At 69.7% G+C, this 23,177-nt stretch carries 24 protein-coding genes and 2 pseudogenes; 13 read left to right on the top strand and 13 right to left on the bottom strand.

The window, feature by feature from the left end:
• Window positions 1-4 precede the first annotated feature (4 nt).
• The 3 genes and pseudogenes from V2J85_RS02660 to V2J85_RS02650 form a co-directional block, all read right to left on the bottom strand.
• A pseudogene (locus V2J85_RS02660) lies at window positions 5-282 on the bottom strand (thioredoxin-disulfide reductase); the annotation flags it as partial.
• Window positions 279-698 carry an arsenate reductase ArsC gene (locus V2J85_RS02655; RefSeq protein WP_330820510.1) on the bottom strand — a complete coding sequence of 140 codons (420 nt, stop codon included), beginning with the start codon at window positions 696-698 and terminating at the stop codon, window positions 279-281. The gene V2J85_RS02655 and the pseudogene V2J85_RS02660, both read right to left, overlap by 4 nt.
• 11 nt (window positions 699-709) lie before the next feature.
• Window positions 710-1,114 (bottom strand): hypothetical protein, encoded by a 405-nt coding sequence (locus V2J85_RS02650; protein ID WP_330820509.1) that lies wholly within the window; start codon window positions 1,112-1,114, stop codon window positions 710-712.
• Between the two features lie 74 nt (window positions 1,115-1,188).
• On the opposite strand from V2J85_RS02650, the gene V2J85_RS02645 reads away from it, so the two are divergent.
• From V2J85_RS02645 to V2J85_RS02635, 3 genes are all read left to right on the top strand, one after another.
• Entirely contained in the window at window positions 1,189-1,497 is a 309-nt protein-coding gene (locus V2J85_RS02645; protein ID WP_261953311.1) for an ArsR/SmtB family transcription factor, read from the top strand.
• The gene (gene arsB, locus V2J85_RS02640; RefSeq protein WP_261953312.1) at window positions 1,494-2,594 is read left to right on the top strand and encodes an ACR3 family arsenite efflux transporter; all 1,101 of its coding nucleotides are present in this window, start codon (window positions 1,494-1,496) and stop codon (window positions 2,592-2,594) included. The genes V2J85_RS02645 and arsB overlap by 4 nt, the downstream gene beginning before the upstream one ends.
• 242 nt (window positions 2,595-2,836) lie before the next feature.
• Window positions 2,837-4,198, top strand: coding sequence for an eCIS core domain-containing protein (locus V2J85_RS02635; RefSeq protein ID WP_330820749.1), 1,362 nt, complete (start codon window positions 2,837-2,839; stop codon window positions 4,196-4,198).
• Window positions 4,199-4,204: 6 nt separating this feature from the next.
• Here the strand turns inward: V2J85_RS02635 and V2J85_RS02630 are convergent.
• Window positions 4,205-5,169, bottom strand: a pseudogene (locus V2J85_RS02630) (macrolide family glycosyltransferase); the annotation flags it as partial.
• A 58-nt stretch (window positions 5,170-5,227) separates the two neighbouring features.
• On the bottom strand, window positions 5,228-5,881 hold the full coding sequence (locus tag V2J85_RS02625) for a CatB-related O-acetyltransferase (RefSeq protein ID WP_330820508.1): 654 nt from the start codon (window positions 5,879-5,881) through the stop codon (window positions 5,228-5,230).
• A 99-nt stretch (window positions 5,882-5,980) separates the two neighbouring features.
• Between V2J85_RS02625 and V2J85_RS02620 the strand changes: the two genes are divergently transcribed.
• Window positions 5,981-6,607, top strand: coding sequence for a TetR/AcrR family transcriptional regulator (locus V2J85_RS02620; RefSeq protein WP_261953314.1), 627 nt, complete (start codon window positions 5,981-5,983; stop codon window positions 6,605-6,607).
• Between the two features lie 316 nt (window positions 6,608-6,923).
• Here V2J85_RS02620 and V2J85_RS02615 read toward each other — a convergent pair whose 3' ends face one another.
• Window positions 6,924-9,212: a protein kinase domain-containing protein gene (locus V2J85_RS02615; RefSeq protein WP_330820507.1), complete on the bottom strand. Its 2,289-nt coding sequence runs from the start codon at window positions 9,210-9,212 to the stop codon at window positions 6,924-6,926.
• A gap of 539 nt (window positions 9,213-9,751) precedes the next feature.
• Here V2J85_RS02615 and V2J85_RS02610 point away from each other — a divergent pair.
• The 3 genes from V2J85_RS02610 to V2J85_RS02600 all read left to right on the top strand — a co-directional run bounded on the left by V2J85_RS02610 (window position 9,752) and on the right by V2J85_RS02600 (window position 12,862).
• Window positions 9,752-10,963, top strand: coding sequence for an acyltransferase family protein (locus V2J85_RS02610; protein WP_330820506.1), 1,212 nt, complete (start codon window positions 9,752-9,754; stop codon window positions 10,961-10,963).
• Between the two features lie 285 nt (window positions 10,964-11,248).
• On the top strand, window positions 11,249-11,866 hold the full coding sequence (locus V2J85_RS02605; RefSeq protein WP_330820505.1) for a flavin reductase family protein: 618 nt from the start codon (window positions 11,249-11,251) through the stop codon (window positions 11,864-11,866).
• 69 nt (window positions 11,867-11,935) lie between these two features.
• Complete coding sequence (locus tag V2J85_RS02600) at window positions 11,936-12,862, top strand: endonuclease/exonuclease/phosphatase family protein (protein ID WP_261953317.1); 927 nt, start codon at window positions 11,936-11,938, stop codon at window positions 12,860-12,862.
• Between the two features lie 58 nt (window positions 12,863-12,920).
• Here V2J85_RS02600 and V2J85_RS02595 read toward each other — a convergent pair whose 3' ends face one another.
• From V2J85_RS02595 to V2J85_RS02580, 4 genes are all read right to left on the bottom strand, one after another.
• Window positions 12,921-13,154 (bottom strand): DUF2277 domain-containing protein, encoded by a 234-nt coding sequence (locus V2J85_RS02595; protein ID WP_261953318.1) that lies wholly within the window; start codon window positions 13,152-13,154, stop codon window positions 12,921-12,923.
• A 113-nt stretch (window positions 13,155-13,267) separates the two neighbouring features.
• On the bottom strand, window positions 13,268-14,083 hold the full coding sequence (locus V2J85_RS02590) for an alpha-ketoglutarate-dependent dioxygenase AlkB family protein (RefSeq protein ID WP_330820504.1): 816 nt from the start codon (window positions 14,081-14,083) through the stop codon (window positions 13,268-13,270).
• Window positions 14,084-14,162: 79 nt separating this feature from the next.
• Window positions 14,163-14,333: a hypothetical protein gene (locus V2J85_RS02585; protein WP_261953320.1), complete on the bottom strand. Its 171-nt coding sequence runs from the start codon at window positions 14,331-14,333 to the stop codon at window positions 14,163-14,165.
• A gap of 320 nt (window positions 14,334-14,653) precedes the next feature.
• Window positions 14,654-15,031: a VOC family protein gene (locus tag V2J85_RS02580; RefSeq protein WP_330820503.1), complete on the bottom strand. Its 378-nt coding sequence runs from the start codon at window positions 15,029-15,031 to the stop codon at window positions 14,654-14,656.
• 495 nt (window positions 15,032-15,526) lie between these two features.
• On the opposite strand from V2J85_RS02580, the gene V2J85_RS02575 reads away from it, so the two are divergent.
• The gene (locus V2J85_RS02575) at window positions 15,527-15,781 is read left to right on the top strand and encodes a DUF6296 family protein (protein WP_261953322.1); all 255 of its coding nucleotides are present in this window, start codon (window positions 15,527-15,529) and stop codon (window positions 15,779-15,781) included.
• Between the two features lie 111 nt (window positions 15,782-15,892).
• Here V2J85_RS02575 and V2J85_RS02570 read toward each other — a convergent pair whose 3' ends face one another.
• Both V2J85_RS02570 and V2J85_RS02565 read right to left on the bottom strand, forming a co-directional pair.
• A complete protein-coding gene (locus V2J85_RS02570; RefSeq protein ID WP_330820502.1) occupies window positions 15,893-16,204 on the bottom strand; it encodes a hypothetical protein in 312 nt (103 codons plus the stop codon).
• A gap of 163 nt (window positions 16,205-16,367) precedes the next feature.
• Window positions 16,368-17,060, bottom strand: coding sequence for an aspartate/glutamate racemase family protein (locus V2J85_RS02565; RefSeq protein ID WP_330820748.1), 693 nt, complete (start codon window positions 17,058-17,060; stop codon window positions 16,368-16,370).
• A 15-nt stretch (window positions 17,061-17,075) separates the two neighbouring features.
• Between V2J85_RS02565 and V2J85_RS02560 the strand changes: the two genes are divergently transcribed.
• Window positions 17,076-17,267 (top strand): hypothetical protein, encoded by a 192-nt coding sequence (locus V2J85_RS02560; protein WP_261953324.1) that lies wholly within the window; start codon window positions 17,076-17,078, stop codon window positions 17,265-17,267.
• 170 nt (window positions 17,268-17,437) lie between these two features.
• Window positions 17,438-18,202, top strand: a complete 765-nt coding sequence (locus tag V2J85_RS02555; RefSeq protein ID WP_330820501.1) for a chitinase — start codon at window positions 17,438-17,440, stop codon at window positions 18,200-18,202.
• Between the two features lie 83 nt (window positions 18,203-18,285).
• Here V2J85_RS02555 and V2J85_RS02550 read toward each other — a convergent pair whose 3' ends face one another.
• Entirely contained in the window at window positions 18,286-19,575 is a 1,290-nt protein-coding gene (locus V2J85_RS02550; protein WP_261953326.1) for an ATP-binding protein, read from the bottom strand.
• A 222-nt stretch (window positions 19,576-19,797) separates the two neighbouring features.
• Here V2J85_RS02550 and V2J85_RS02545 point away from each other — a divergent pair, with 222 nt between their 5' ends.
• From V2J85_RS02545 to V2J85_RS02535, 3 genes are all read left to right on the top strand, one after another.
• Entirely contained in the window at window positions 19,798-20,535 is a 738-nt protein-coding gene (locus V2J85_RS02545; RefSeq protein ID WP_330820500.1) for a Mut7-C RNAse domain-containing protein, read from the top strand.
• A gap of 691 nt (window positions 20,536-21,226) precedes the next feature.
• Window positions 21,227-22,057, top strand: coding sequence for a hypothetical protein (locus V2J85_RS02540; protein WP_330820499.1), 831 nt, complete (start codon window positions 21,227-21,229; stop codon window positions 22,055-22,057).
• Window positions 22,058-22,187: 130 nt separating this feature from the next.
• The gene (locus tag V2J85_RS02535; RefSeq protein WP_261953329.1) at window positions 22,188-22,895 is read left to right on the top strand and encodes a class F sortase; all 708 of its coding nucleotides are present in this window, start codon (window positions 22,188-22,190) and stop codon (window positions 22,893-22,895) included.
• Window positions 22,896-23,177: the final 282 nt, after the last annotated feature.

Raw genomic sequence — 23,177 nt, 5'->3', positions numbered from 1 at the left:
GGGCGGTCAGGTCCACGGAGACGATGTCGTCGGCGACAGCCCGGCGCCGCTGCGTTCGGCCTGGGCGGGTATGGCGTCCATCAGGTCGGGGCCCTGGTTGTCGTCGGCGAAGCCGGGGAAGTTTTCGACCTCGGTGGTGGTCATCAGGGCGCCGCCTGCGGTGACGGCGCCTTCGAAGACGAGCGGGTTGAGGCCGGCGCGGGCGGAGTAGAGCGCGGCGGTGTGTCCGGCGGAGCCGGTGGCGATGACCTCGTGTACGTCGCTGTCGGGCGCGGCGTTCAGGCCTCCGGCTTCGCGTCGATCTCGGTGATCAGCGCCTCGATGCGGGTCTTGATCTGGTCGCGGATGGGCCGGACGGACTCCACGCCCTTCCCTGCGGGGTCTTCCAGGGCCCAGTCGAGGTACGTCTTGCCGGGGAAGATCGGGCAGGCGTCGCCGCAGCCCATGGTGATGACGTAGTCGGACGCCTGGACGGCCTCGGTGGTCAGGACCTTCGGCCGCTGGTTGGCGATGTCGATGCCGACCTCCTTCATCGCCTCGACCGCGGAGGGGTTGACCTGGTCGGCGGGCAGGGAGCCGGCCGAGCGGACCTCGATGCGGTCGCCCGCGAGGTGGCCGAGGAATCCGGCGGCCATCTGCGAGCGGCCGGCGTTGTGGACGCAGACGAACAGCACGGAGGCGAGCGGTGCGGAGGGCATGGGTTCTTCCTTCACTGAGCGGGTGCTGGTGCGGGCGGGAGGTCGGTCGCTCGGCAGGGAGTCGAGCAGGTCGGTGAGGTGGGCGTCGATTTCGTCGCGGATACGGCGCACGACGGCGATCGGGGCGCCGTCGGGATCGGCGACGGGCCGCTGCAGACGAACAGCACCCGCGGCAGGCCACTGCCCGGCGCCCCCTGCACATGCGCCGGCGCATCAAGCCGTTCGGTTGTCAGACGCTCGGCCAGCACCACCAGGTGGGAGTGGACGTGGGCGGTGGTGGCCGGGCGGGCGTCGGAGCCGACGAGCGGACGCTGCACGGTCTCGGCCGAGAACCGGCCGGCGTGCTGCACGGTCAGGCGGGCCGCCCCGGCGGCCAGCCGTTCGTCGGGCAGGACGGGCGGAGTGGATGCGGTCATGAGAACCCCTTCGGCGGGCTCCACGAATCAGCCTGGGCTGGTGTCAGCGTCAGCTGATGTGAGAGTATCAGTCCATGATGACGTCAGTCGACACTGACCTGATTCGGGTGCTGGCCGACCCGCTCAGGCTGAAGATCGTGCATCTGCTCGCCCGGGAGACGCTCTGCACGACACATCTGGTCGAGGAGACCGGTGCCAAGCAGACGAACCTCTCCAACCACCTGCGGGTGCTGCGCGAGGCGGGTGTGGTGGAGACCGAGCCGTGCGGCCGGTTCACCTACTACAAGCTGCGCCCGGACGTCATCGCCGCCCTCGCCGGGCAGTTCACGGAGCTGGCCGAGCAAGCCCGTACCGCCGCTGACCGGAAGAGGTCCTGTCCGTGACCCGCACCGAAGCCCCCGCAACGACGGAAGAAGCCCAGGGCTCTTCCGTCGTTGCCAAGCTCTCCACCCTCGACCGCTTCCTGGCGGTGTGGATCCTGATCGCGATGGGGCTCGGTCTGGGTCTGGGCCGCGTCATCCCCGGCCTGAACGACGCCCTCGCGAAGGTGGAGATCGGCGGGATCTCCCTGCCGATCGCCGTCGGCCTGCTGATCATGATGTATCCGGTGTTGGCCAAGGTCCGCTACGACAAGCTCGACGCCGTCACCGGCGACAAGAGGTTGATGGTCTCCTCGCTGGTCATCAACTGGATCCTGGGCCCGGCCGTGATGTTCGCGCTGGCCTGGCTCTTCCTGCCTGACCTGCCCGAGTACCGCACCGGGTTGATCATCGTCGGTCTGGCTCGCTGCATCGCCATGGTGATCATCTGGAACGACCTGGCCTGCGGCGACCGCGAGGCCGCGGCGGTACTGGTCGCCCTGAACTCGGTCTTCCAGGTCATCGCATTCGGCCTGCTGGGCTGGTTCTACCTGGATCTGCTGCCCGGCTGGCTCGGCCTCGGCGACGGACAGCATCTCGACATCTCCCTGTGGAAGATCGCCCTCAACGTCGTCATCTTCCTCGGCATCCCGCTCCTGGCCGGCTTCCTCACCCGCCGCCTCGGCGAGAAGAAGCTGGGCCGTGAGAAGTACGAGACCGGCTTCCTTCCGAAGATCGGCCCGTTCGCCCTCTACGGACTGCTGTTCACGATCGTCATCCTCTTCGCGCTGCAGGGGAAGACGATCACCTCGCAGCCGCTGGACGTCGCGAGGATCGCGCTGCCGCTGCTGGCCTACTTCGCGCTCATGTGGTGCGGCACCTTCGCCCTCGGCAAGGGCCTCGGCCTGGCCTACGACCGCACCGCGACCCTGGCGTTCACCGCGGCGGGCAACAACTTCGAGCTGGCCATCGCCGTCGCCATCGCCACCTTCGGCGTCACCTCCGGCCAGGCCCTCTCCGGTGTCGTCGGCCCGCTGATCGAGGTGCCCGTCCTGGTCGCCCTGGTGTATGTCTCGCTGGCGTGGCGCAAGAAGTTCGCGGCAGCTCAGCTCAGTTCATGACGCCAGGCGGATTCCGCGTCGTCGCAGATGACGGCGGATCGCCTGTGGGGACGCGACCGCCGCCCGCACGTTGTCCCGCCTACCGGCGGGCGGCCCGCCCGCAGGCCGCGGCACACCGGCCCGGGCCGCCGCGCACGACTGCCCGTGTGGCCGGCGAGTCTGCCCCTGCGTCCCTGGAGCCGCCTCGGTCCTGCACGTAAGGGTGAACCGATTGGTTCGCCCTCGATTCAGGAGGAACGCAGATGGGCCTGGCCCGGGACGACAACAGCAAGGACGAGAAGGCGCGTGCGGCCGCGCGGGCGCGCGCGGCTTCCCCCTCCCCAGGCACGGCGGTGCAACGAATGCTCGACTTGAACGGTTCTGCCGGCAACGCGGCGGTCGTTCAGATGCTGCGTCAGGCCGGGCATTCATGGGCGCAGACCGGGCACCAGCACGGTCCTGCATGCGCTTCTCACACGCAGGGATCCCCCGTACAGCGATCCGTGGGTGCCACCGTGGCGCGCGCTGCGGAGGAGGACGCACACCTCCACGACGCCGTGCCGGACACCAGCCCGGAGGGACAGAGCGCGCTGCTGGCCGCCGCCATGAACTCCTCCAGCGAGTCGCTGCCCTCGCCGGTGGTGGCGAAGGCCGAGTCGTTCTACCAGAACAAGAGGATCTCCTCCACCCGCCTGCATCGCGACGCGGTGGCTCAGCGCGCCACCGCGGCGATGGGGGCCGAGGCCATGACGGTCGACAACCACATCTTCCTGTCCGCCGAAGCGAGCGTGCACGACGAGAATCTCATCGGCCACGAGCTCAGCCACGTCAACAACAACCTCCTGGGCATACCGGAGACCGGCCACAGCAACGGCGCCGGCATCACCTTCACCGACCCGAAGCAGGACTCGGAACAGACTGCCGGGAACGACGGCGCCGCTTTCCGCGCGGGTGAGGCGACCGCTCCCTCCGTCGTCGCCCGGAGCAGGACGGCAGACGGCCCGGACGAAACCGTCCAGCGGATGGCAGTCAGTGGCGGGCCCCACCAGCACGGGCCGGGGTGCGGCCACGGTCAAGGGCGGGAGGACGTCCATATTCAGCGCGCGGCCGCCGCCTACTACGCGCCGGAGGAAGACGTCGATGAACATCCCGGATTCAGCACCCGATGCACTGGGACTCTGAATGGGCAACCCATCGGAACCACCACCAGCAAAACCTCTCCACACTCGCCGGGTGACCACGCCGAGGACCAGTTGCTCGACATACTTGACGAAGCAATCGCCAACCATGAAAACGGTCTGCGCACCACCGCCCTGAGCCTCGGTCGGGTCGGGAGCGACGACACCCTGAACCACACGCTGGTACTGGATCTTTCCACGAGCCCGTGCTCCACCACCATGCAAACCTGCAGAAAGACACACGGAGAAGGCTGCACCGAACGGCTCATCGAGTTCGCCAGGAAGGGCTACCAGCCGAAGGATGGCGGTACCACCCACAAATTCGCCATCACCGTCGATGCACATCATCTCTACCAGCCGCACGCCACGGAAGACGTCAAAAACAAGTCGCAAGCCGCCGTTGACGCCATGCGGAACGCGGGAATCACTGTGATTATCAGGAATTGAGGCCAGGGTGCCGCCCTCGGTCCGGGCGGCGGCCTGCAACTGCTGGGACCGGTCGACCCGTTCCGGGTCCGTGACCAGGTCGTTCAGCGCCGCACGAAGGGTCTCGGCGCTGGCGTCAGCGGTGTCCACGCGGCGGGCGACGCCGAGTTCCACAAGCCGGTCGGCGTTCATGAACTGCTCGGCTCCCTGCGGTACGGCGATCATGGGAACGCCAGCGAGGAGGACTTCGCCGCAGCCGCCCATGCCGGCGTGGGTGACGAAGGCGTCGGCCTGTTCCAGGATCGCCCGCTGCGGGACCCAGGAGCGCACTTCGACGTTGGGCGGGATGGTGCCGAGTTCCTCGGGGTCGGTGTACTTGCCGATCCGGAGTACAACGTGCCAGCCGGGCAGGTTGCCGAAGGCCGCGATGCACTGGCGGTAGAACGCGGGCTGGCGCGTGTACGCCGAGCCGAGCGAGATCAGCAGTACGTTGTCCGCGGCCGCCGGGCGGGTCCAGCCGTCCGTGTCCGCTCGGGTGCCGAAGCAGGGGCCGACGAAGGTCACCGTGTCGGTGTCGACTCGCTCGGCGTGCGGCTGCATCGCTCGCGGGATCAGGGCGAGGGCCCGGGCGGGTGGGCCGGAGAACGTGTCCACGTCCGTGGTGGTCGCACCGCAGTCGGTGAGCCACCGCGCGAACGTGTCCCGGTACGCGTCGGCGCCCGGCAGCTTCCGCAGATGCGCCGCGACTTCCTCCTGGTAGCCGTCCCAGCCGACGAACGTCGGGGACAGCTGCACGAGGGGACGGCCCTGCGCTTCGGCGAGGGCGCGCGGCACAGGGCGCCGATGTCGTAGAGGTACAGGTCGGCCGGGTCGTTGGCGTAGGTGACCCGGTGCCCGCCGGCCACCAGCTCACGGATGAGCGCGAGGCTGGGTAGGACATGGCTGGCGATGGGGACGCCGACCATCGCGATATGGGCGCGGCGACGGGACATGGGCGATCACTCGTTCCCGGCGCGGGACGGGTGCGGGTGGTGTGGCGAGGACGCGGTGTCAGGGCTGGTCGATCTGCGCGGCGGCCTCCTCCAGGTCGGCGACGGTCCCCGACATGATCGTCCGTACATGCCGGGTGATGTGCTGCACGGGCCAGTCCCACCACGCCACGGTGAGGAGCCGGGTGATGTCAGCGGCGTCGTAGCGGGTGCGGATGAGTCGGGCGGGGTTGCCGCCGGCGATGCCGTAGTCGGGGACGTCGCCGGTGACCACGGCGCCGGCGGCGATGATCGCGCCGTGACCGATGCGTACACCGGGCATGACCGTGGCGCCGTGGCCGAACCACACGTCGTTGCCGACGACCGTGTCGCCCCGGCCGGGCAGGTCGGTGATCAGGTCGAAGTGCTCCGCCCAGGAGGCGCCCATGGTGGGGAACGGGAAGGTGGAAGGGCCGTCCATCCGGTGGTTGGCGCCGTTCATGATGAACCGGGTGCCTGTCCCCAGCGCGCAGTACTTGCCGATGACGAGCCGCTCGGGGCCGTAGTGGTACAGGACGTTGCGCGTCTCGAACGCGGTCGGGTCGTCCGGATCGTCGTAGTAGGAGAAGTCACCGACCTCGATCAGCGGCGACTTCACCAACGGCTTGAGCAGAACCACGCGCGGGTGCTCGGGCATCGGGTGGAGTGCGGTGGGGTCGGCGGGAACGGGCGGCATCGCGGAGGCGGTTCCTCTCTGGTGGACCGAGAGCGACAACTGTCGCGTTAAGATGCTGGCACGGCCCTGCCGCCTTGATCAACCGGATACTGATTGCCGATGACAGACCCACTGGACACGACATCGGACCGCCGTCCGGGCGGTCGCACCGCCCGCATCCGCGCCCGGGTTCTCGATGCGGTGCGCGCCGAACTCGCTGAACGCGGTCACGAAGGACTCTCGATGGAGGGTGTCGCGACGCGGGCCGGAGTACACCGCGCCACGGTCTACCGGCGTTGGCACGATGTCGGCGGCCTGCTCGTCGACGTCATCGACGCCGCCGGCGAGATCGACTGGCAGCCGCCGGACACCGGCTCGCTGCGCGGCGATCTGACGGCCCTCAACCAGGAGATCCAGGAGTCCTTGGTCGTACAGCCGTCGTTCGCCGTCGCCCTGATGGCTGCCTCGTTCCACTTCGAACGGGCCGCGCGGGCCCAGACGCAGTTGTGGACGGACCGGTACGCCCAGTGCGAGATCCTCGTTGAGCGCGCCATCGAGCGCGGTGAACTCCCCGCACAGCACACGGACGCGCGGAGCCTGCTGATCGCCGCCACGGCGCCGCTCTACCACCAACTGGTGCTCCTGCGTGCCGATCCGGACCCGCAACTCCCGAAACGGGCCGCGGAGGCGGCAGTTCTGGCGGCTGCCGCGGGTGCTTTCTCCGTCCGCGGGGAAGGGAACGTGTGATCGGTGAGACAGGGGGTGAACGCAAGCGACCGCCACACCGTGAGCGGACGACGCGTCCAGCCCTGTCCTTCGGGAGCCCGAAGACGGCCAGGCCCACCACGAACAGCCGACGGTGACCGTACAGATCACAAGCGCGGCCCCCAGTGACAGGAGTCCTGCGAAGTTCTGAGGAAAGCGGTATCGGCCAACGGGTGGAAATGCCCGCTGCGAAGCCGAGTTGGTCCGCGCCTGGCCCGGATCTTGGTACGTGGTGCCAGCGGCGGAGGTTCCCGCGGTACTCCCTGGCGAGGTTGCAGCCGCCGTCCCGCCACCCGGGTCAGCCCGACTTCGGCGGCTTCTGCGCGTCGAAGGCGAAGAGAGTGTTCTTGGCCGCGGCCACGATCACCGCACGCCCCGCAAGAGTCACCCGCGGGCTTGCGCCCTCCTGGCCCGTCAACCCATCGGCCTGCGGATCTGTTGTCCACAGGGGTTTGCCGTCGTGCGGCGACAGCGCGACCACCCGTCCGGTGGCCGAGCTGAAATACAGTGCGTCGGCTCCCACGACAGGACCCGACGCGCCCTCCACGTCAGTCTGCCGCGACCACTTCTCCCGGCCGGTCGCGGGGTCGAGTGCCGTGACGAGACCGGTCTGCCCGCTCACGTAGACGGTGCTGCCCGCCATGCCGGGCGTCCCCGTGTACGTCTTGGCCAGGCGGGAGTACGTGACCTTCTGCGAGACCGGGTCGACCCGTGCCACCCCGTTGTAGCGGTCCAGCTCCGTTCCCCCCAGGCGTACGTGCAGGAGTACGAGCCTGCCGTTGGCGACGCCCATCGGGACGGCGGGGCCGTTGACCGCGATGGGCCTGCCCAGGGTCCCCGAGGCGCGGTCGACCGGGTACAGGGTGGGGTGGCGCACCGCCGCGGCATCCACCTCCGCGTCCGTCGCGCACATCGCGACGAGCTGGGGGCCCACCGGGACGGGAGCGCACTGCTTTCCCGCAGGGAACGACGACCTCCATGTGACCTGACCGCTGTGCGCGTTGCGGGCCTCGAAGCGGGAGTTGGAAGCGTCGACCGTCACGACGTCGGAGCCGACCACAATGGCGTCCCGAGTCCGACCCGTGACGGCCGTCGACTGGGCGCCGGACGGCACGGACCACAGCTCCCGGCCGTCGTTGGCGTCGATGGCCACCACCTCGCTACGAGGGTCCTGAGGGGCGTCCTGGGCGGCGAAGCGGTAACCGACCACCGTGTCGTCGGTGGCGCCCACCAGGTGCATGCCATTGGTGGGGACGCCGGGGCTCTTCGCCGTCCACACCCGCGAGCCGTCCTTGGCCCTGATACGGGTCGCGACAACACCGCCGCCCCCGCAGAACAGCGCGTCGCCGTGCGCGACGCAACGCAGCTCGTCGGGTATGTCCTCGCGACCGCCCGGCACGGTCCGGTGCCACGGCTTGAAGCCGTCCGGAAGCGCGGCAACCGGGGCCGCAAGGGTGTTGCCCTGGTCGCCGCCGCTGTTCCCCCCGAAGCCGCCCGTCGTCAGCGCCGCGACTCCGCCACCGATCGCTGCCACCGTGACCGCGACCGAAGCCGCGAGCACGGGACGCCATCGGCCACGCGGTCGGCGGCCGATGGAGGTGTCGGCGCTCCCCGTACCGGGACCGGTCGGGGTGGTTGACGGGGCACTCGGCGCCGGGGTGGTTGTCGGGACGGTCGGCGCCGGGGTGGTTGTCGGGGTGGCCGGCGCCGCGAAATGATGCTGGGTGATCGTGTCGCGGGTGCGGCCCGCGCCAACTCCGCTCGCGTCGGTCTGGCCGAGGTCGGCCGGCAGGTCCCGTAGCAGCAGGAGGAGTTCGTCCGCCGAGGGGCGCCCATCGGGCTCCTTGGCCAGGCACGACTCGACGACCGCGCGCAAGGCCGCCGGCACGTCCTCCAGCGACGGCACCCCGTGCACCACCTGATACGCGACTATGTAGGGGCTCTCCGCGTCGAAGGGCCCGTGGCCCGTCGCCGCGTACGCCAGCAGCGTCCCCAGCGAGAAGACATCGGACCGCGGTCCCACATCACGCGGCGCCTGCAGCTGCTCCGGAGACATGAAGGGCGGCGTACCGATGACCCGCCCTGTCACCGTCAGCGTCTGCTGGTCCACGGCGCGCGAAATGCCGAAGTCGATGACGCGGGGGCCCTCGGACGAGAGCACGACGTTCGAGGGCTTCAGGTCACGGTGGACGACCCCCACCCGGTGGATGTCCCGCAGAGCCTCCGCCAGCCCGATGGCGAGCCTCCTCAGCTCCGCTCCGCTCAGCGGGCCCTTCGTGGCGATGCGCCGGGAGAGCGTGGGCCCCTGGATATACGTCGTCGCCATCCACGGCTGCTCGGCCTCAGGGGCAGCGTCGACCACGGCGGCGGTGAACGCGCCGCTCACCCGCCTCGCCGCCGACACCTCCTGTCGGAAGCGGGTGCGGAACTCGTCGTCCGCCGCGAACTGCGGGTGGATCAGCTTGATCGCGACAGGTCGCCCTGAACTCGTACGGGCCAGAAAGACGGTGCCCATGCCACCCGAGCCGAGCCGGGCCTCAAGTGGATATCCACCGATCTCGGCTGGATCACCTTCGCGCAGCGACACTCTTCCCGACCTCTCGTCCCCCGTGTACCTCTGCCACCACGGGCCTTCGTACCAGTCCCGCATACAAACTAGCCGCTCCGGCGCCGGTGCCTGACATCCCTCCCGCTCCGTCAGTTCGTGCAGCACCCTCTCCCCGGTCCAACCAGGCGCCGTGAGTGTCCCGTTCAGGGTGGGTGACCCGCTGTGCCAGGTCAGGCACCCAGTCCGGGGGAGTCGGCGCAGTGGGTGAGAGCTGTGCGATGGCCTGCCGCCCGGCGAGGTAGCTGTCCAGGGGGGAGAGCCGGGCGCGTGCGAGGGCTGGGTCTCGCGGCGGCACCGTTGCTCGGGCGCCATCCGATGCCCGGAGCGGCTCTTCCGCCGTAGCGCGACAACGGCTGGCCCGGTTCGCCGCGTACACGCCTCCCTTGAGGCAGATGATGCGACATCAAGCAGGCGGCATACGCAAATTGGCCGGTCGTCGCGCCGAACCGACGGACGGGCGACGGTTCAGTCGTGTGGACGGTTTTGCCCATTACAGCTGTGCGGCTAGGGTGCCTCAAATGTTCCGCGCGGCCATACCCCTCGAACGCACTGTGGACCCGGCGCCCGAGGCGCGGCAGGATCCCGCCCCACGGATCGATCCCAAGTCCGACGGGAGAGATCCGTTCTTCGACAACGCGAAGTACCTGGCGGTCGTCCTCGTCGCCATGGGGCATACGTGGGAGCCGCTCACCCACGGTGGCCGGGTGGCGATGGCGCTGTACATGACCGTCTACACCTTCCACATACCGGCGTTCGTCCTCATCTCCGGCTACTTCTCCCGCGGATTCGACCTCAGCCCGGCCAAGCTCAAGCGGCTCATCACCAGTGTCGCCGTGCCGTACGTGGTTTTCGAGGTTCTCTACGCCTACTTCCAGCGCTGGGTGCACGACACCCCGAACGAGCCGATCAGCCTCACCAGCCCGTACTACCTGGACTGGTTCCTGGCGGCTCTCTTCATCTGGCGGTTGACCACCCCTCTCTGGAAGCTCGTGCGTTGGCCCGTCCCACTGGCGCTGGTGATCGCCGTGCTCGCGGCGGCCTCACCTCAGGTCGGCAACGACTTCGCCATGCGGCGGGTGCTGCAGTTCCTGCCCTTCTTCGTCCTCGGACTGCACCTGAAGCCGGCCCACTTCGACCTGCTGCGGCAGCGCGCCATCCGCGTCGCGGCAGCGCCGGTGATACTGGCCGCCGCCGTCTTCGCGTACTGGGCGGCGCCGCGCATGAACACCGCGTGGTTCCGGCAGAACAACGCCGTACAGGACCTGGGCATGCCGGCGTGGGTCTCCCCGGTCATGGAACTCGCGCTGTTCGGCTGCGCCTTGGTGCTCACCGTGTGCTTCCTGGCCCTGGTGCCACCGCGGCAGACGTGGTTCACGAAGCTGGGCGCGGGCACGCTGTACGGCTATCTGCTGCACGGTTTCGCGATCAAGATGGCACGCTGGTCCGGTTGGTACGACACCCTCCCCTGGGTGCGCACGCCGGCCGGCGAGGTCGTGGTGACGTTGCTGGCCGTCACGCTGATCACGCTGCTGTGCACGCGGCCGGTACGGCGGGTGTTCCGATACGTGATGGAGCCGAAGATGTCCTGGGCGTTCCAGGGCGATGCGGTCGCGTTGGCGCGGACGCGGGCGGGCACGGCTGACGCCGTTTCCGCACGCTCCCTGAGCGGTCAGACACGTAAGCCCGACGCCGAACTCGCGGACCAACAGGCTGGACGGCCCGTCTGGTGATCCGACCTTGGCATACCTGGCGTACTTGGCGTACCTGGCGCACTGGGTGGGCACCAAGCTGCGCCGGCGCCTGAGCGTCGACCGGACGGAGCGGGACACGCTGCGGCAGGTGGTCGTCGAGCGCCCGGACGTCGAAGTCCTCCCAGTCGGTGAGGGCTGTTGTCACGGTGTCGGCTCCTGGTGCTCGGTGGCTTCGATGCCGGGCACTGTCTGCCGAGGTCAGGGGCTGCGTGGTGTCGTGGATCCGCTGTACGGTCCGCGGACGCCACCTGGATACTGATCGGCATGCGTACTGACTTTGATCCCGCTGTCATGTCCCGCAACGACTTCTACCGGCTGCTGACCGCCACCGTGGTGCCGCGGCCGATCGCCTGGGTGTCGACCACCTCGGCGGACGGGGTGCACAACATCGCCCCGCACTCCTTCTTCAACATTGCCAGCGTTGCGCCGCCCGTCGTGCAATTCAGTTCGGTCGGGCGGAAGGACACCCTGCTCAACATCGAGGCGACCGGTCAATTCGTGGTGAATTTTGCGTCCGAGGGGCTTTTTGAGCAGATCAATGACACGGCGACCGATTTCCCGCACGGTGTGAGTGAATTCGAGGCGGCCGGGATCGAGTCCGAGCCGAGTCTGCGGGTCAAGCCGCTGCGGGTGGCGGCCTCGCCGGTGGCGCTGGAGTGCGAGGTGCACTCCACCATGGGGATCGGGGACTCCGTCATCGTTTTCGGACGGGTCGTGCATGCGGCCGTTTCGCAGGACGCGCTGGTGGACGGTCATCCCGAGATTTCCCGGCTGAAGCCGTTGGCGCGGCTGGGCCGGGACGAGTGGGGGACGGTCGGTGAGGTGCGGGAGCTGTCCCGTATCCGGCACGCGGACTGGCGGGGGCCGGCCAGCGACCGCTGAGGCTGATTCCGCGCGCGTTCCCCCGCGGGTCACTTCCCGCCCACCGCGGTCTCCGCGAGTCTGTGGGGGATGACTGACATGACGGATGTGGCCGGGTCGGGGTTTCGACGGCGGGCCGTGGTGCGGGCGGTGGCGGCCGCGGCGGTCGCCGGGCCGGTGGTGACGACGGCGGCGTACGGGTCGGGGACCGCGTACGCCGCCGACCGCGGGCCGGCGCTGCGCGTGATGACGTTCAACCTGCGCTACGCCTCCGACACCCGGCCGCACTCCTGGGCCGAGCGCCGCCCCGTGATGCGGGCCCTCCTTCGCCGGGAGGGCCCGCATCTGCTCGGTACCCAGGAGGGGCTCTACGGTCAGCTGCGCGACATCGCGGAGGACCTGGGGCCGCGCTACGCCTGGCTGGGCACCGGCCGGGGCGGTGGCAGCAAGGACGAATTCGCGGCGATTTTCTACCGGGTGGGACGGCTCGCTCCGCTTGAGTACGACCATTTCTGGCTGTCCGACACTCCCTATCTGATCGGGTCGGCGACCTGGGGAAACACCGTCATCCGGATGGTCACCTGGGTGCGTTTCCGGGATCTGCGTACGGGGAGCGAGTTCTACGCGCTCAATACGCATCTGGATCACGCGCATCAGTATGCGCGGGAGCGGTCCGCGGCGTTGATCACCGAAAGGCTGGACGGACTGGACCCCGCACCGCCCCGGATCGTCACCGGCGACTTCAATGTGGCGGCGCACGGAAATCCCGTGTACGACGCGATGCTGCACGGCGGGGCGCTCGTCGACAGCTGGGACGCGGCCGAGGAGCGGAGCGCGCAGTACGGCACCTTCCACGGATACCGGCCGCTGGTGCCGGACGGGGACCGGATCGACTGGATCCTCACCTCGCCGGGCGTCCGGACCCGGCGCGCGACGATCAACACCTACTCCGCGCACGGTCAGTTTCCGAGCGATCACCTACCGGTGCAGGCGGTGGTCGAGTGGGGAGGAGGGTGAGGCAGGGGAGGGTGGCCCAGCAGGGCGGGTGCGTGTGGTGTTCCGGCGCCGGGTGGGACTAGGGCCGGCTGGGCTGTCGGGTGGCGGAGCCGCGGATCCGTAGGTCGTTGAGCAGGTCCTGGGTCGCTGCCGCCACCGCGTCCACCGCGTGGTCGAACACCTCGCGGTTGTGGGCGGCCGGGGCGCGGAAGCCGGAGATCTTGCGGACGTACTGCAGGGCCGCGGCCCTGATGTCCTCGTCGGTGACCTCGGGGGTGATGGGCGGGCGGAGCGTCTTGATGCTGCGGCACATGAGTTCAGTGTGCGGGCTTCCGGCGTGGGAGTCATCCGCCCGGAGCCCTGACCCTTGCGCCCCCTTGAGAGCCCCGTCCCTTGAGCCCCGCCCCTTGCGTCCTCCCCTGGCTTCTAGCCCTTGAGGCCCGTCATGCGCAGGGTGATGTTGAGGCGGCCGCCGGCCAGGCCGGTGGCGGGGTCGCCGGTGCCCGGTCGTACCTTGGGCACGCCGTGGTACGCGAAGCGGGACGGTCCGCCGAAGACGAAGAGGTCGCCGGAGGCCAGCTCGATGTCGGTGTACGGCCTGGTGCGCGTCGCGGTATTGCCGAAGCGGAAGACGCAGCGGTCGCCGATGCTGAGCGACACCACGGGCGCGTCCGAGCGCTCGTCCTTGTCCTGGTGCATGCCCATCTTCGCCTGGTCGTCGTAAAAGTTGATCAGTGCGGTGTCGGGTGTGTAGGTGTCGGGGGTGCAGGTGTGGGGCGGGTACGTGTCCGCTGCGGCGGGATCCTGGTCCCGGTATGCCGCGACGAGGGCCTTGCGGCCCAACTCGACCAGCCAGGAGGGGAGTTCGGTGACCCGGGCGCCGTTCACGTCGTCGGCGGTACGGGTGTACGCGTACGGCTGCCAGTGCCAGCCGAGGCACACGGTCTGGACGGACATGACGCCGCCGTTCGGAAGCTTCGTGTGCCGGATCGGCACGGGGCCGCGCGCCCAGTCCCGGCAGGCGACGACCAGCGTCTGCTGCTGCGCCAGGGTCAGCCAGCCGGGGACGTGTACGGCGCCGGGGGCGATCTCCCGGCGGGTGCCTGTCGTCCTGCTGCCGGCCTGCTCTCCGGAGGCCTGCTCGCTCCCCGCAGCTGTGGGCTCTCCTGCTGTGGGCTCTCCTGCTGTCGGCCCTCCTGCGGGGGTGCCGAAGCTCTCGAAGCCGGGGAGTGGCGTGCTCATGTGTCCTGCCTGGGGTCCTGCCCGTCCGGTGTCCAGCCCGTCCGGTTCCCTGCCTGATGGTCCGGGGCGTGCTGGGCTCTTACGCCGCTTCGACCACCACGACGTCCGTGTCCTCCGACCGTACCGCCAGCGTCCAGACCTCCAGCAGTGCCGCGTACTCCGCCATGTCCTGCGCCGTCCAGGTCAGACCGCGCCGCGCGCGCACGAACCGCCGAATCGATTCGTTCGCCTCGGAGGCAGGGACAGGCACACCCATATGGGCAGAAGGAGTTGGGGACATATGAGCAATGCTAGGGGCAGACACTGACAACGCCTCCCCGCCTGCGGGGCGCGGTGGCTCACATGGCGCGATCCGGCCCCCGTCCCTGCCTCCCCCTCAACTCCCTGACCAGCCAGGACCGATGGTCCGGTGCACGGAATTCGCTCTCTGCATGTGTCCATTCCCACACGCTCCGCGTCCGGGGCGGTGAGCTCAGGCGAGCTGACGGAAGGGGAAGACGGGGAAGACGAGGAAGGGCGGGGAGAAGGTGGGGAGAGGGGAGTCGGGGGGAGTTGAGGGGTGGGCGTGGGTCAGTCGAGGAAGAGGCAGAAGGGGTGTCCCGCCGGGTCGTACAGCACCCGCACATCGTCCTGGGGCTGGTGCTCGGCTCGGACCGCGCCGTGCGCGACCGCGTACCGCTCGGCCTCGTCGAGGTCGTCGACCCGGATGTCGAGATGCAGCATCTTCTGTTGCTCCGCCGGGCGTTCGGGCCACACCGGTGGCCGGTAGCCCGGTTCGGACTGGAACGAGAGACCGGTGCCGCCGTCCGGGCATCGGAGCAGCACCCAATCCGGTTCGCTGGCGGTGACGTCCCAGCCCAGCAGTCCTCCGTAGAAGCCGGCCAGCTGGTGGGTGTCCGGGCAATCCAGGGCGATCGTCGCGATCGAGAAGTGGGGTTTCCTCGTCACTTTCCGCTACCTCTTTCCGGGTGTGGTGGGCTTTCTCGGTTCGGTTGGCGCATTCGTCTGCATTCATCTGCATTCGCCCGCGGCTATCTGCATTCGCCTGCGGCTCTCTGCATTCGCCCGCGGTCATCTGCATCAGTCAGTTTTGTCAGGGCCCTGGGTTGACCGCAGGGGACTCCCCTGATCGGGTGATGCCCCGGTGCCGCGCCACGGCGATTTTCGGGTGGCCAGTTGTTGTCGGGTGTCGTACGCGCGGCACATCATGCTCTCTTCCGGACCGCGATTGTCAGTGGTGGCCCGTACGGTGGGGCCCGTAACTATCCGAGCTGCTGGCGCTTCTCGGACCCGCCCCGCTCCCGTGACAGCGCACGGGAGCGGGGCTCGCACGCTCCGTTATCGCCCCGTGCGTTTTTCCGTAGGTGCCTAGCGCGCTTTCCTGAGGCGCGCCCGGCGGGCCTGAGTCACGATGGAAGGGCCAAGCCGTATCGGGAGGCCGCCATGGATTACCCGGAACGCTATGAGCTGGTATTTCAAGCCCCCGCCGTAGAGGACGACGTGGTGGTCGTCCGTCGCACCGAGCGGGCCGGTGCGGGCGGGTATCCGGTCTACGAGGACGAATCGGGGATCGTACGCGCGGAGATCAGTGACCGGGGTGAGGTGCGCATGCTGGCCAGCGGCGGACATCAGGCACCCCGTACACCGCTCCTCGCGCGGCCGCTCGGTGCTCGAGAAAGGGCCCCCGGCCCGCAGTGACTACGCGCGATGCAGTGACCACGTGCGATTCGGCGATTTCGGCGAGTGATGCTGAGGCGAGTGACGCAAAGGGCGAGTGACGCACAGGTGGGGCGGCGAGCCGGTCATCGGTCAGAGCCCGCGCAGGTGGGGCCGCCGCTGGGGCGGGGGCTCGCCTTCGTCCGAGGGGTCGGCAGGCTCGGCGTCACCGTCGCCGCTCAGGGCTGGTTCGTCGTCCAGCGCAGGGACGAGGGTGGGTTCGAAGCCCGGCTCGGTGGCCTCGGGCTCGACATCCGGAAGGGTGCGGTCCGACTCCGGGGCGTGGTCGGCCTCCGGGTCCGGTGCGGCGGCCTGTCCCTGGAGTACGGCCATGGCGCGTTCGAGCGTTTCCCCGGTGACCTGCATCCGGATTCTGGCCAGTCGTTCTAACTCGGTACGCGACACCACGTCAGAGTACCTGTCGCCACTTCAAACCTCGGGGCCACCCAAGAATTCGTGGAGAAAGGGTAGTTGAGAGGGGAGTTGTGCGCGTTGCCGGTGGGGCCGTCTGACCTGCCGTCGGGTCGCACGCTCGTGTGCGTGGTGCTCGGCGGGGTGCGCGCGCGGTCTACGGTTGCAGCGCGCGGTCCACGGCTGCTTCGGCGTGCAGGCGGGTGGTGGGGAAGACGGGGACCGGGCTGTGTTCGGGGCCGATGAGCAGCTCGATCTCGGTGCAGCCCAGCACGATGCCTTCGGCGCCGGCCGTGACCAGGTCGTTGATGACTGCCTGGAAGGACGCCCGGGACTCCTCGCGGACGATGCCGAGGCACAGCTCGTCGTAGATCACCTTGTGGACGGTGCTGCGTCCGGGGGCGTCCGGGACGAGGACGTCGAGCCCGTGGCGGGCCAGGCGGCCGCGGTAGAAGTCCTGCTCCATGGTGAAGGCGGTGCCCAGCAGTCCGATGCGGCGTAGTCCCTGGGCGCGGACCGCCTCCGCCGTGGTGTCGGCGAGGTGCAGGAGCGGGACGGAGGTCGCGGCGGCCACCTGGTCGGCGACCTTGTGCATGGTGTTGGTGCAGATCAGCAGCAGGTCCGCGCCGGCCGCCTCCAGCGCTTTGGCCGCCTCGGCGAGTATCTCGGCGGCCTCGTCCCAGCGACCCTCGACCTGCAGGCGTTCGATCTCGGCGAAGTCCACGGAGTAGAGCACGCACTTGGACGAATGCAGGCCGCCCAGACGCTCGCGGGTGAGCTCGTTGAGCAGCCGGTAGTACTCCGCCGTGGACTCCCAGCTCATCCCGCCGAGCAGTCCGATCGTTCGCATGTTCATGGGGTCACTGTGGCACAGGGGCGGGTCGGCGACGTGATCGCCCGGGAGGTGACCGTCCGGGACGTGGCCGGTCGGGAGGTGGCCGCCCGGGAAGCGATCCCGGGAGGTGATCTCCGGGAAGGGGGGATCTCCGGGGTGCTCTCCAAGGTGTTCTCCGACGAAGCGGGAGAGTCGCGCATTGGTCTGGACATGGCCAACTGAGCCTGGCTAGCCTGCCGTTGAGCTTCGGTTGGTCTAGACCTCGGCTCGTCTCTGTGTGTGCGTGCGCGCGATTCCTGTCTCCCCCCACCCCTGCGGCCGTCCGGTCCCGCCCCGCCCCGTCCTCCTCCTGGGGCGCGCGGCGCCCGTCGGCCGCGCGAAGGAGTTTCGCAATGAGAACACGTATGGCCGCGGTACTGAGTGCCGCCACCCTGGCCGTCGGTGTCGCCCTCGTCGTCCCGACCGGGCACGCGGCGGCCGCGGCGGGCTGTCCCTCCTGTACCGCTCCGGCCGGGGCCCGGGCCGATGCGCGAGCCGAGGAATTCGTGGTCAGCGAGGCGCAGTTCAACCAGATGTTCCCGAACCGGAATCCGTTCTACACGTACAGCGGACTGACCGCGGCGCTCAGTGCCTACCCGGAGTTCGCGAACACCGGGAGCGACACCGTACGGCGGCAGGAGGCCGCGGCGTTCCTCGCCAACGTCGGCCACGAGACCGGCGGACTCGTCTACGTGGTGGAGCAGAACACCAGCAACTACCCCCACTACTGCGACGCCAGCCAGCCGTACGGGTGCCCGGCCGGGCAGGCCGCCTACTACGGCCGCGGGCCGCTCCAGCTCAGCTGGAACTTCAACTACAAGGCCGCGGGCGACGCGTTGGGCATCGATCTGCTGCACAACCCCTACCTGGTGGAGCAGGATCCCGCCGTCGCCTGGAAGACCGCGCTCTGGTACTGGAACACCCAGCAGGGACCGGGAACCATGACGCCGCATCAGGCGATGGTGAGCGGCGCCGGTTTCGGGGAGACCATCCGCAGCATCAACGGGTCCATCGAATGCAATGGAGGCAACCCCGGTCAGGTGCAGAGCCGGATCAACAACTACACGAGCTTCGTGCAGATCCTGGGCACCACACCTGGCGACAATCTGAGCTGCTGAGAGCGGCGGAGGTGGACGTACGCGTCCGGGGCGGGCCGCGGGCGCCACGGACCGGGCCGGGGCACTCGGCCCCGGCCCGGCCGTCAGCAGCGTGCGTGGGCCGTGATGTCCGCGCCGAACTCGTCGATCATCGCGGGGGTGACGGTCGGCCGGCACTGGGCGATGGCGGCGAGGTAGTCCTCGGTGCTCGCCCCGAACCGGCCGTGCGCGCCCGCCCCCGCGCCGACCGACTCCAGGTCCCGCTCGAACGACGCCTGCGCGGCCACCCGCGCGGCGTGTTCGATGTCGGCCGGGGTGAACAGCTCACTGGCCGCCACCAGCGCCGCGACGTCCACATCGGCCCGCCCGTCGGTGTAGCGGGACCAGATCGCCGAGCGGGCCACGGTGTCCGGCGTGCCGATCGGGATCAGGTAGTCGAAGCGGCCCGGGCGCAGGAACGCCGGGTCGAGCGAGCGGATCGAGTTGGTCGCGCACACCAGCAGCCGTTCGTCCCGCTCCCGGAAGCCCGGTATCAGCTTGAGCAGCTCGTTGGTCACGCCGTGCAGCCCGCCCGGCTGGGCCGGCTCATGGCGTACCGGAGCGATCTCCTCGACCTCGTCGATGAAGACGAGCACCCGTTCCAGATCCGCGATCCGGGCGAACGCACTGCGCAGCGCCGCCGCGAGATTGCCCTCGTCGGCCAGCCGGGACGGCAGCAGCTCGACGAACGGCCAGCCGAGACGGGCGGCGATGGCCCGGGCGAAGGTGGTCTTTCCGGTTCCCGGCGGGCCGAACAGGGCGATCGCCCGCGGCGGCCGGACCCCGTGCCGGGCGGCCCGCTCCGGCTCCGCCAGCGGCAGCACGACCCGCCGTTCGATCAGGTCCTTCTCGGCCTCCATCCCTGCCACCTTGGCCCACAGGTCGGCGGGCAGGAACCGCCCGCCGAGGTCCTCCAGGAGGCTGGCCGCCGGACCGTGGTGCGGCTCGACCTTCTCGAAGTAGGCCACCGCGGGCTGGCGCGTGTAGCCGGCGTTCAGCAACCCCTCACCGAGCAGGTCCTCCTCCGGCAGGACGTACGCGATGCGGCTCACCCGGGCCGCGATCAGCCGCCGCTCCAGCTCCACCAGCAGCGCGCTCGCCAGGCCCCGGCCGCGCCACGCCGACGAGATCGCGATCCGCATCACCCAGCCCCGCTCACCCGCCACGCAGGCCAGGGCGGCGCCGATGGGCGCTCCCTGGTGGACGGCCACCACGGCGGGCTGCCGCGAGGTCAGCGCGCTGATGCACTCGGCGAGCGAGAAGACGGACTCCTGCCCGAGGTCGGCCGTGGAGTCGATCAGGTGGACCACTTCGGCGAGATCGTTCTCGCGGTAGTCATGGATGAGCCAGTTCACCGGTACCGCCCCTCGTTGGTCGTGCTCGTGATGTTGGTGGGGTGGCAGTGAGGCTAGGGGCGACGGGGGAGCGGGGCCTGCTCCACCGTGCACAAGCGGGGGAGTGAACCACTACGGTCCGTATGTAGCGAGAACCGCCCGACCCGCGGGACCGGCCGGGACCGTTCCGCGGAGGCGTCCGCCGGGGCGGAATTTGCTGGTCGGTGCGTCCCGTCCGATGACATGCTGTGCGACGTGAACGCACCGGTAGTCCACTTCAGTTTCGCCCCTGAGCTGCACGTTTTCGTCGCAGCAGAGCACAGTGCCGCGGATGCCCCCGTGGTGATCGACGGGACGTCGACGCTCGGCCATGTGGTCGAGTCGCTGGGCGTCCCGCTCACCGAGGTCGGCGGTCTGGTGGTGGACGGGGCCGAGGCGACGCCCGCCCATGTGCCGAGCGCGGGCGAGCGCATCGAGGTGCGGGCCGTCGAGCGCCCGCAACGGGTCCCCGGTGCCCCGCTGCGCTTCCTGCTCGACGTCCACCTCGGCACCCTCGCCCGCCGGCTGCGGCTGCTGGGCGTCGATGCCGCGTACACGAACGAGGACCCGGGCGATGCCGCACTGGCGGCGCTCTCGGCGAAGGAGCAGCGGGTGCTGCTCTCCCGGGACCGCGGGCTGCTGCGCCGACGGGAGATCTGGGCGGGAGCGTTCGTCTACAGCGACCGGCCCGACGACCAACTCCGCGACGTCCTGAGGCGTTTCGCGCCCGAGCTGGCCCCGTGGACGCGCTGCACCGCCTGCAACGGCGAACTGGCGGACGCCGACAAGGACTCGGTGCGCGAGCAACTCCAGCACGGCACGCAGCGTACGTACGACGTCTTCGCGCAGTGCACCGCGTGCGGCCGCGTCTACTGGCGCGGTGCCCACCACGCCCGCCTGGAGGCCATCGTCCAGGAGGCGCTTCGGGAGAACGCCGGCTGATACGGCGAGCGGCTGCCCGTTGGTCCTCGCCCGCCGGCGCTGGAACACGCGGGGCGAGCCGGCGCCTCCCCGGGCGGCCTCTTGGCCGTACGCATTACTCCGGGCGGGGGATGGGCGGGAGGGCAGTGGGGGGGCGGGCGCTCTGCTCTTTGTGGTGCAGCGGTACTGCGTGGATCGAAATGACACCCCGTCAGCGAGTGCTCAACTGTGGCTCGATGAGGGGGAGTTCGGGACACCGTTGGGTGGCGGCCCGGCCGACCGCTCTGGGTCGGGTTCTCTGCCGCCCGGCCGTGGATGACCGCCGCAGCAGCGGTTGCAGCGCCATCGAAAGTGCGGTCGCGGTCGTTCAGTCGTGAACCATCCCGCTGGGGAATTTACCCTCCCGGCCCCCTAGCCCACTCGTTGTGCGACACGCCGACGACGCGCGCCGTCCAACGGGTGAATCCGCTGCTTTCGGCCACCCGAAGAGCCCATCGGGTACCTCGAATGCAACGTTCTCCGGTGGTGCGCGGTCGCAATCCGGCTGACGGTGATCACGTCGCTACTGCGATCCGATGTGCCGACAAAGAGTCAGCCTTCGCAGTCGCGCCGAAAGGAACATCTCCCCATGCGCACTGCCCGCACCCTGTTCGCTTCGGCCGCTATCACAGCGGCCCTCGCAGTCTCCGCGCCCGCCGCACACGCAATGATCATGGAGGATATTGCCTCGGGCAGCGGGTCGTCTGCCAGCAACAACGATCACGACAGGAACGGCGACCGCGATCGCGACCGTGACCACGGCCGCGGCAACCGTTGCGACTACGGCCGTGGCTACGGACGTGACAACGGCCGCGACCGTGACAACGGCCGCGACAACGGTCGCGACAACGGCCGTGGCAATGGCCGCGACAATGGCCGCGACAACGGTCGCGACAACGGCCGGGACAACGGTCGCGACAATGGCCGGGACAATGGCCGGGACAACGGCCGGGACAACGGTCGCGACAACGGTCGTGACTACGGTCGGGACCACGGTCGTGGCTACGGCTGGGGCCGCAACTGCGACCACCGGCGGCCGAGCGGTGGCGTGCACACCGGTGGCGGCGCACTGGCCCAGGCCGTGCTTGCCGACTGGGACCAGGGCAGCGGCTACGGCGACGGCCACGGCCGGGACGGCGGCGGCCGGGACCACGGACGTGACGGCGGCGGCCGGGACCACGGTCGGGACGGCGGCGGTCGTGACCACGGACGTGACGGCGGCGGCCGGGACGGTGGCGGACGCGACGGTGGCGGCCGGGACCACGGTGGCTACGGCGACCGGGACCACGGCGGCTACGGCGACCGGGACCACGGTGGCTACGGCGACCGGGACCACGGTGGCTACGGCGACCACCGCCGGCCGCACGGCGGCATCCACACCGGTGGTGGCGGCCTCGCGACCGGCAGCAGCATGGCTGCCGGCTCCGTGCTGATGCTCGGTGGTCTGGGCGCCGGTGCCTACATGCTGCGCCGCCGTTCCGGCTCGGGTTCTGCGACGGCCTGACAAGGCTGCCCCGTACGGAGGCCGCTGCGCCGTCGCGGCCACCGTTCCTCGCGGACGGTGGCCGCGGCGCATGCGTTTCCCACCGCCTCCTCACGACCCGCCGCCGCCCGTTCATGAAAGGCATCTGCACATGACCGCCCAGCAGTCGCCCCAGCCGAAAACGAACCCGCCCCGGCCCCCCGCGTCCCGCCCCGTCGGTCGCGGCCTGTTGTGGTCCGCGGCAGCATTTCTGCTGGGCTCGCTCCTCGTCTACAACTCCGTCGACACCTCGGCGGATCCGAAGTCGCAGTCCCACAACGCCGTGGCCGCCTCCGCGAACCCCCGGGCGAACGGCTCCTCATCCGCTCCGACCGCCGTTCCGGGACTGGCTCTGCCCCGCTCCGCGCCGAAGCGGCTGTCGATCCCGCAGATCGCGGTCGACGCGCCCTTCACCCAGCTCGGCATCGGCCCGACCGGCCAGCTCGAAGCTCCTCCCGCCGGTGACAAAAACCTCGTCGGCTGGTTCAAGGACGGGGCCTCGCCGGGAGAACGCGGTTCGTCGATCATCGCCGGTCACGTCGACACCAAGACCGGACCCGCGGTGTTCATGCAACTCGAATCCCTCAAGCCCGGCAATACGATCAACATCACCCGTGAGGACGGGATGATCGCCACATTCAAGGTCGACTCCGTGGAGACCTTCAGCAAGGCGAACTTCCCCAACGACCGGGTCTACGGCGATGTGCCGGACGCGTCGCTGCGGATCATCACCTGCGGGGGCGCCTACGACCGCAAGGTCAGGGACTACGTCGACAACGTCGTGGTCTTCGCCCACCTCTCCTCGTACAGGCGTGCCTGAACTGCCCTCGTTCCTCCTTCGTCCTTGCTCCGTCCTCACCTTTCGTCCCGCTGCAACCGGACGGTGCCCGGGCCGGCTCCCATGCCGGTCCGGGCACCGTCCTTTATCCGTCCCGCGGACGAGCGCGGATGAGCGACACGCGGGACCATGGATGCCTCCCCGACCGGGAAGGGGCAAGGGAATAGTGAACGCGCTCAGTTCTCACCACTCCGCATTCGCCCAGCATGGAGAAGGAACTCGCGAGGTGTGTCCGCGATCCGTATTCCGGGTTCCGGGCCCCGG

Origin of the sequence: Streptomyces bugieae (assembly GCF_036352915.1) — a bacterium.
In the GTDB taxonomy this organism is placed as follows: Bacteria; Actinomycetota; Actinomycetes; order Streptomycetales; family Streptomycetaceae; genus Streptomyces; species Streptomyces endophytica.
Note: the sequence above shows the minus strand (reverse complement) of the source record. Positions and strands in the feature narration are given on the sequence as shown.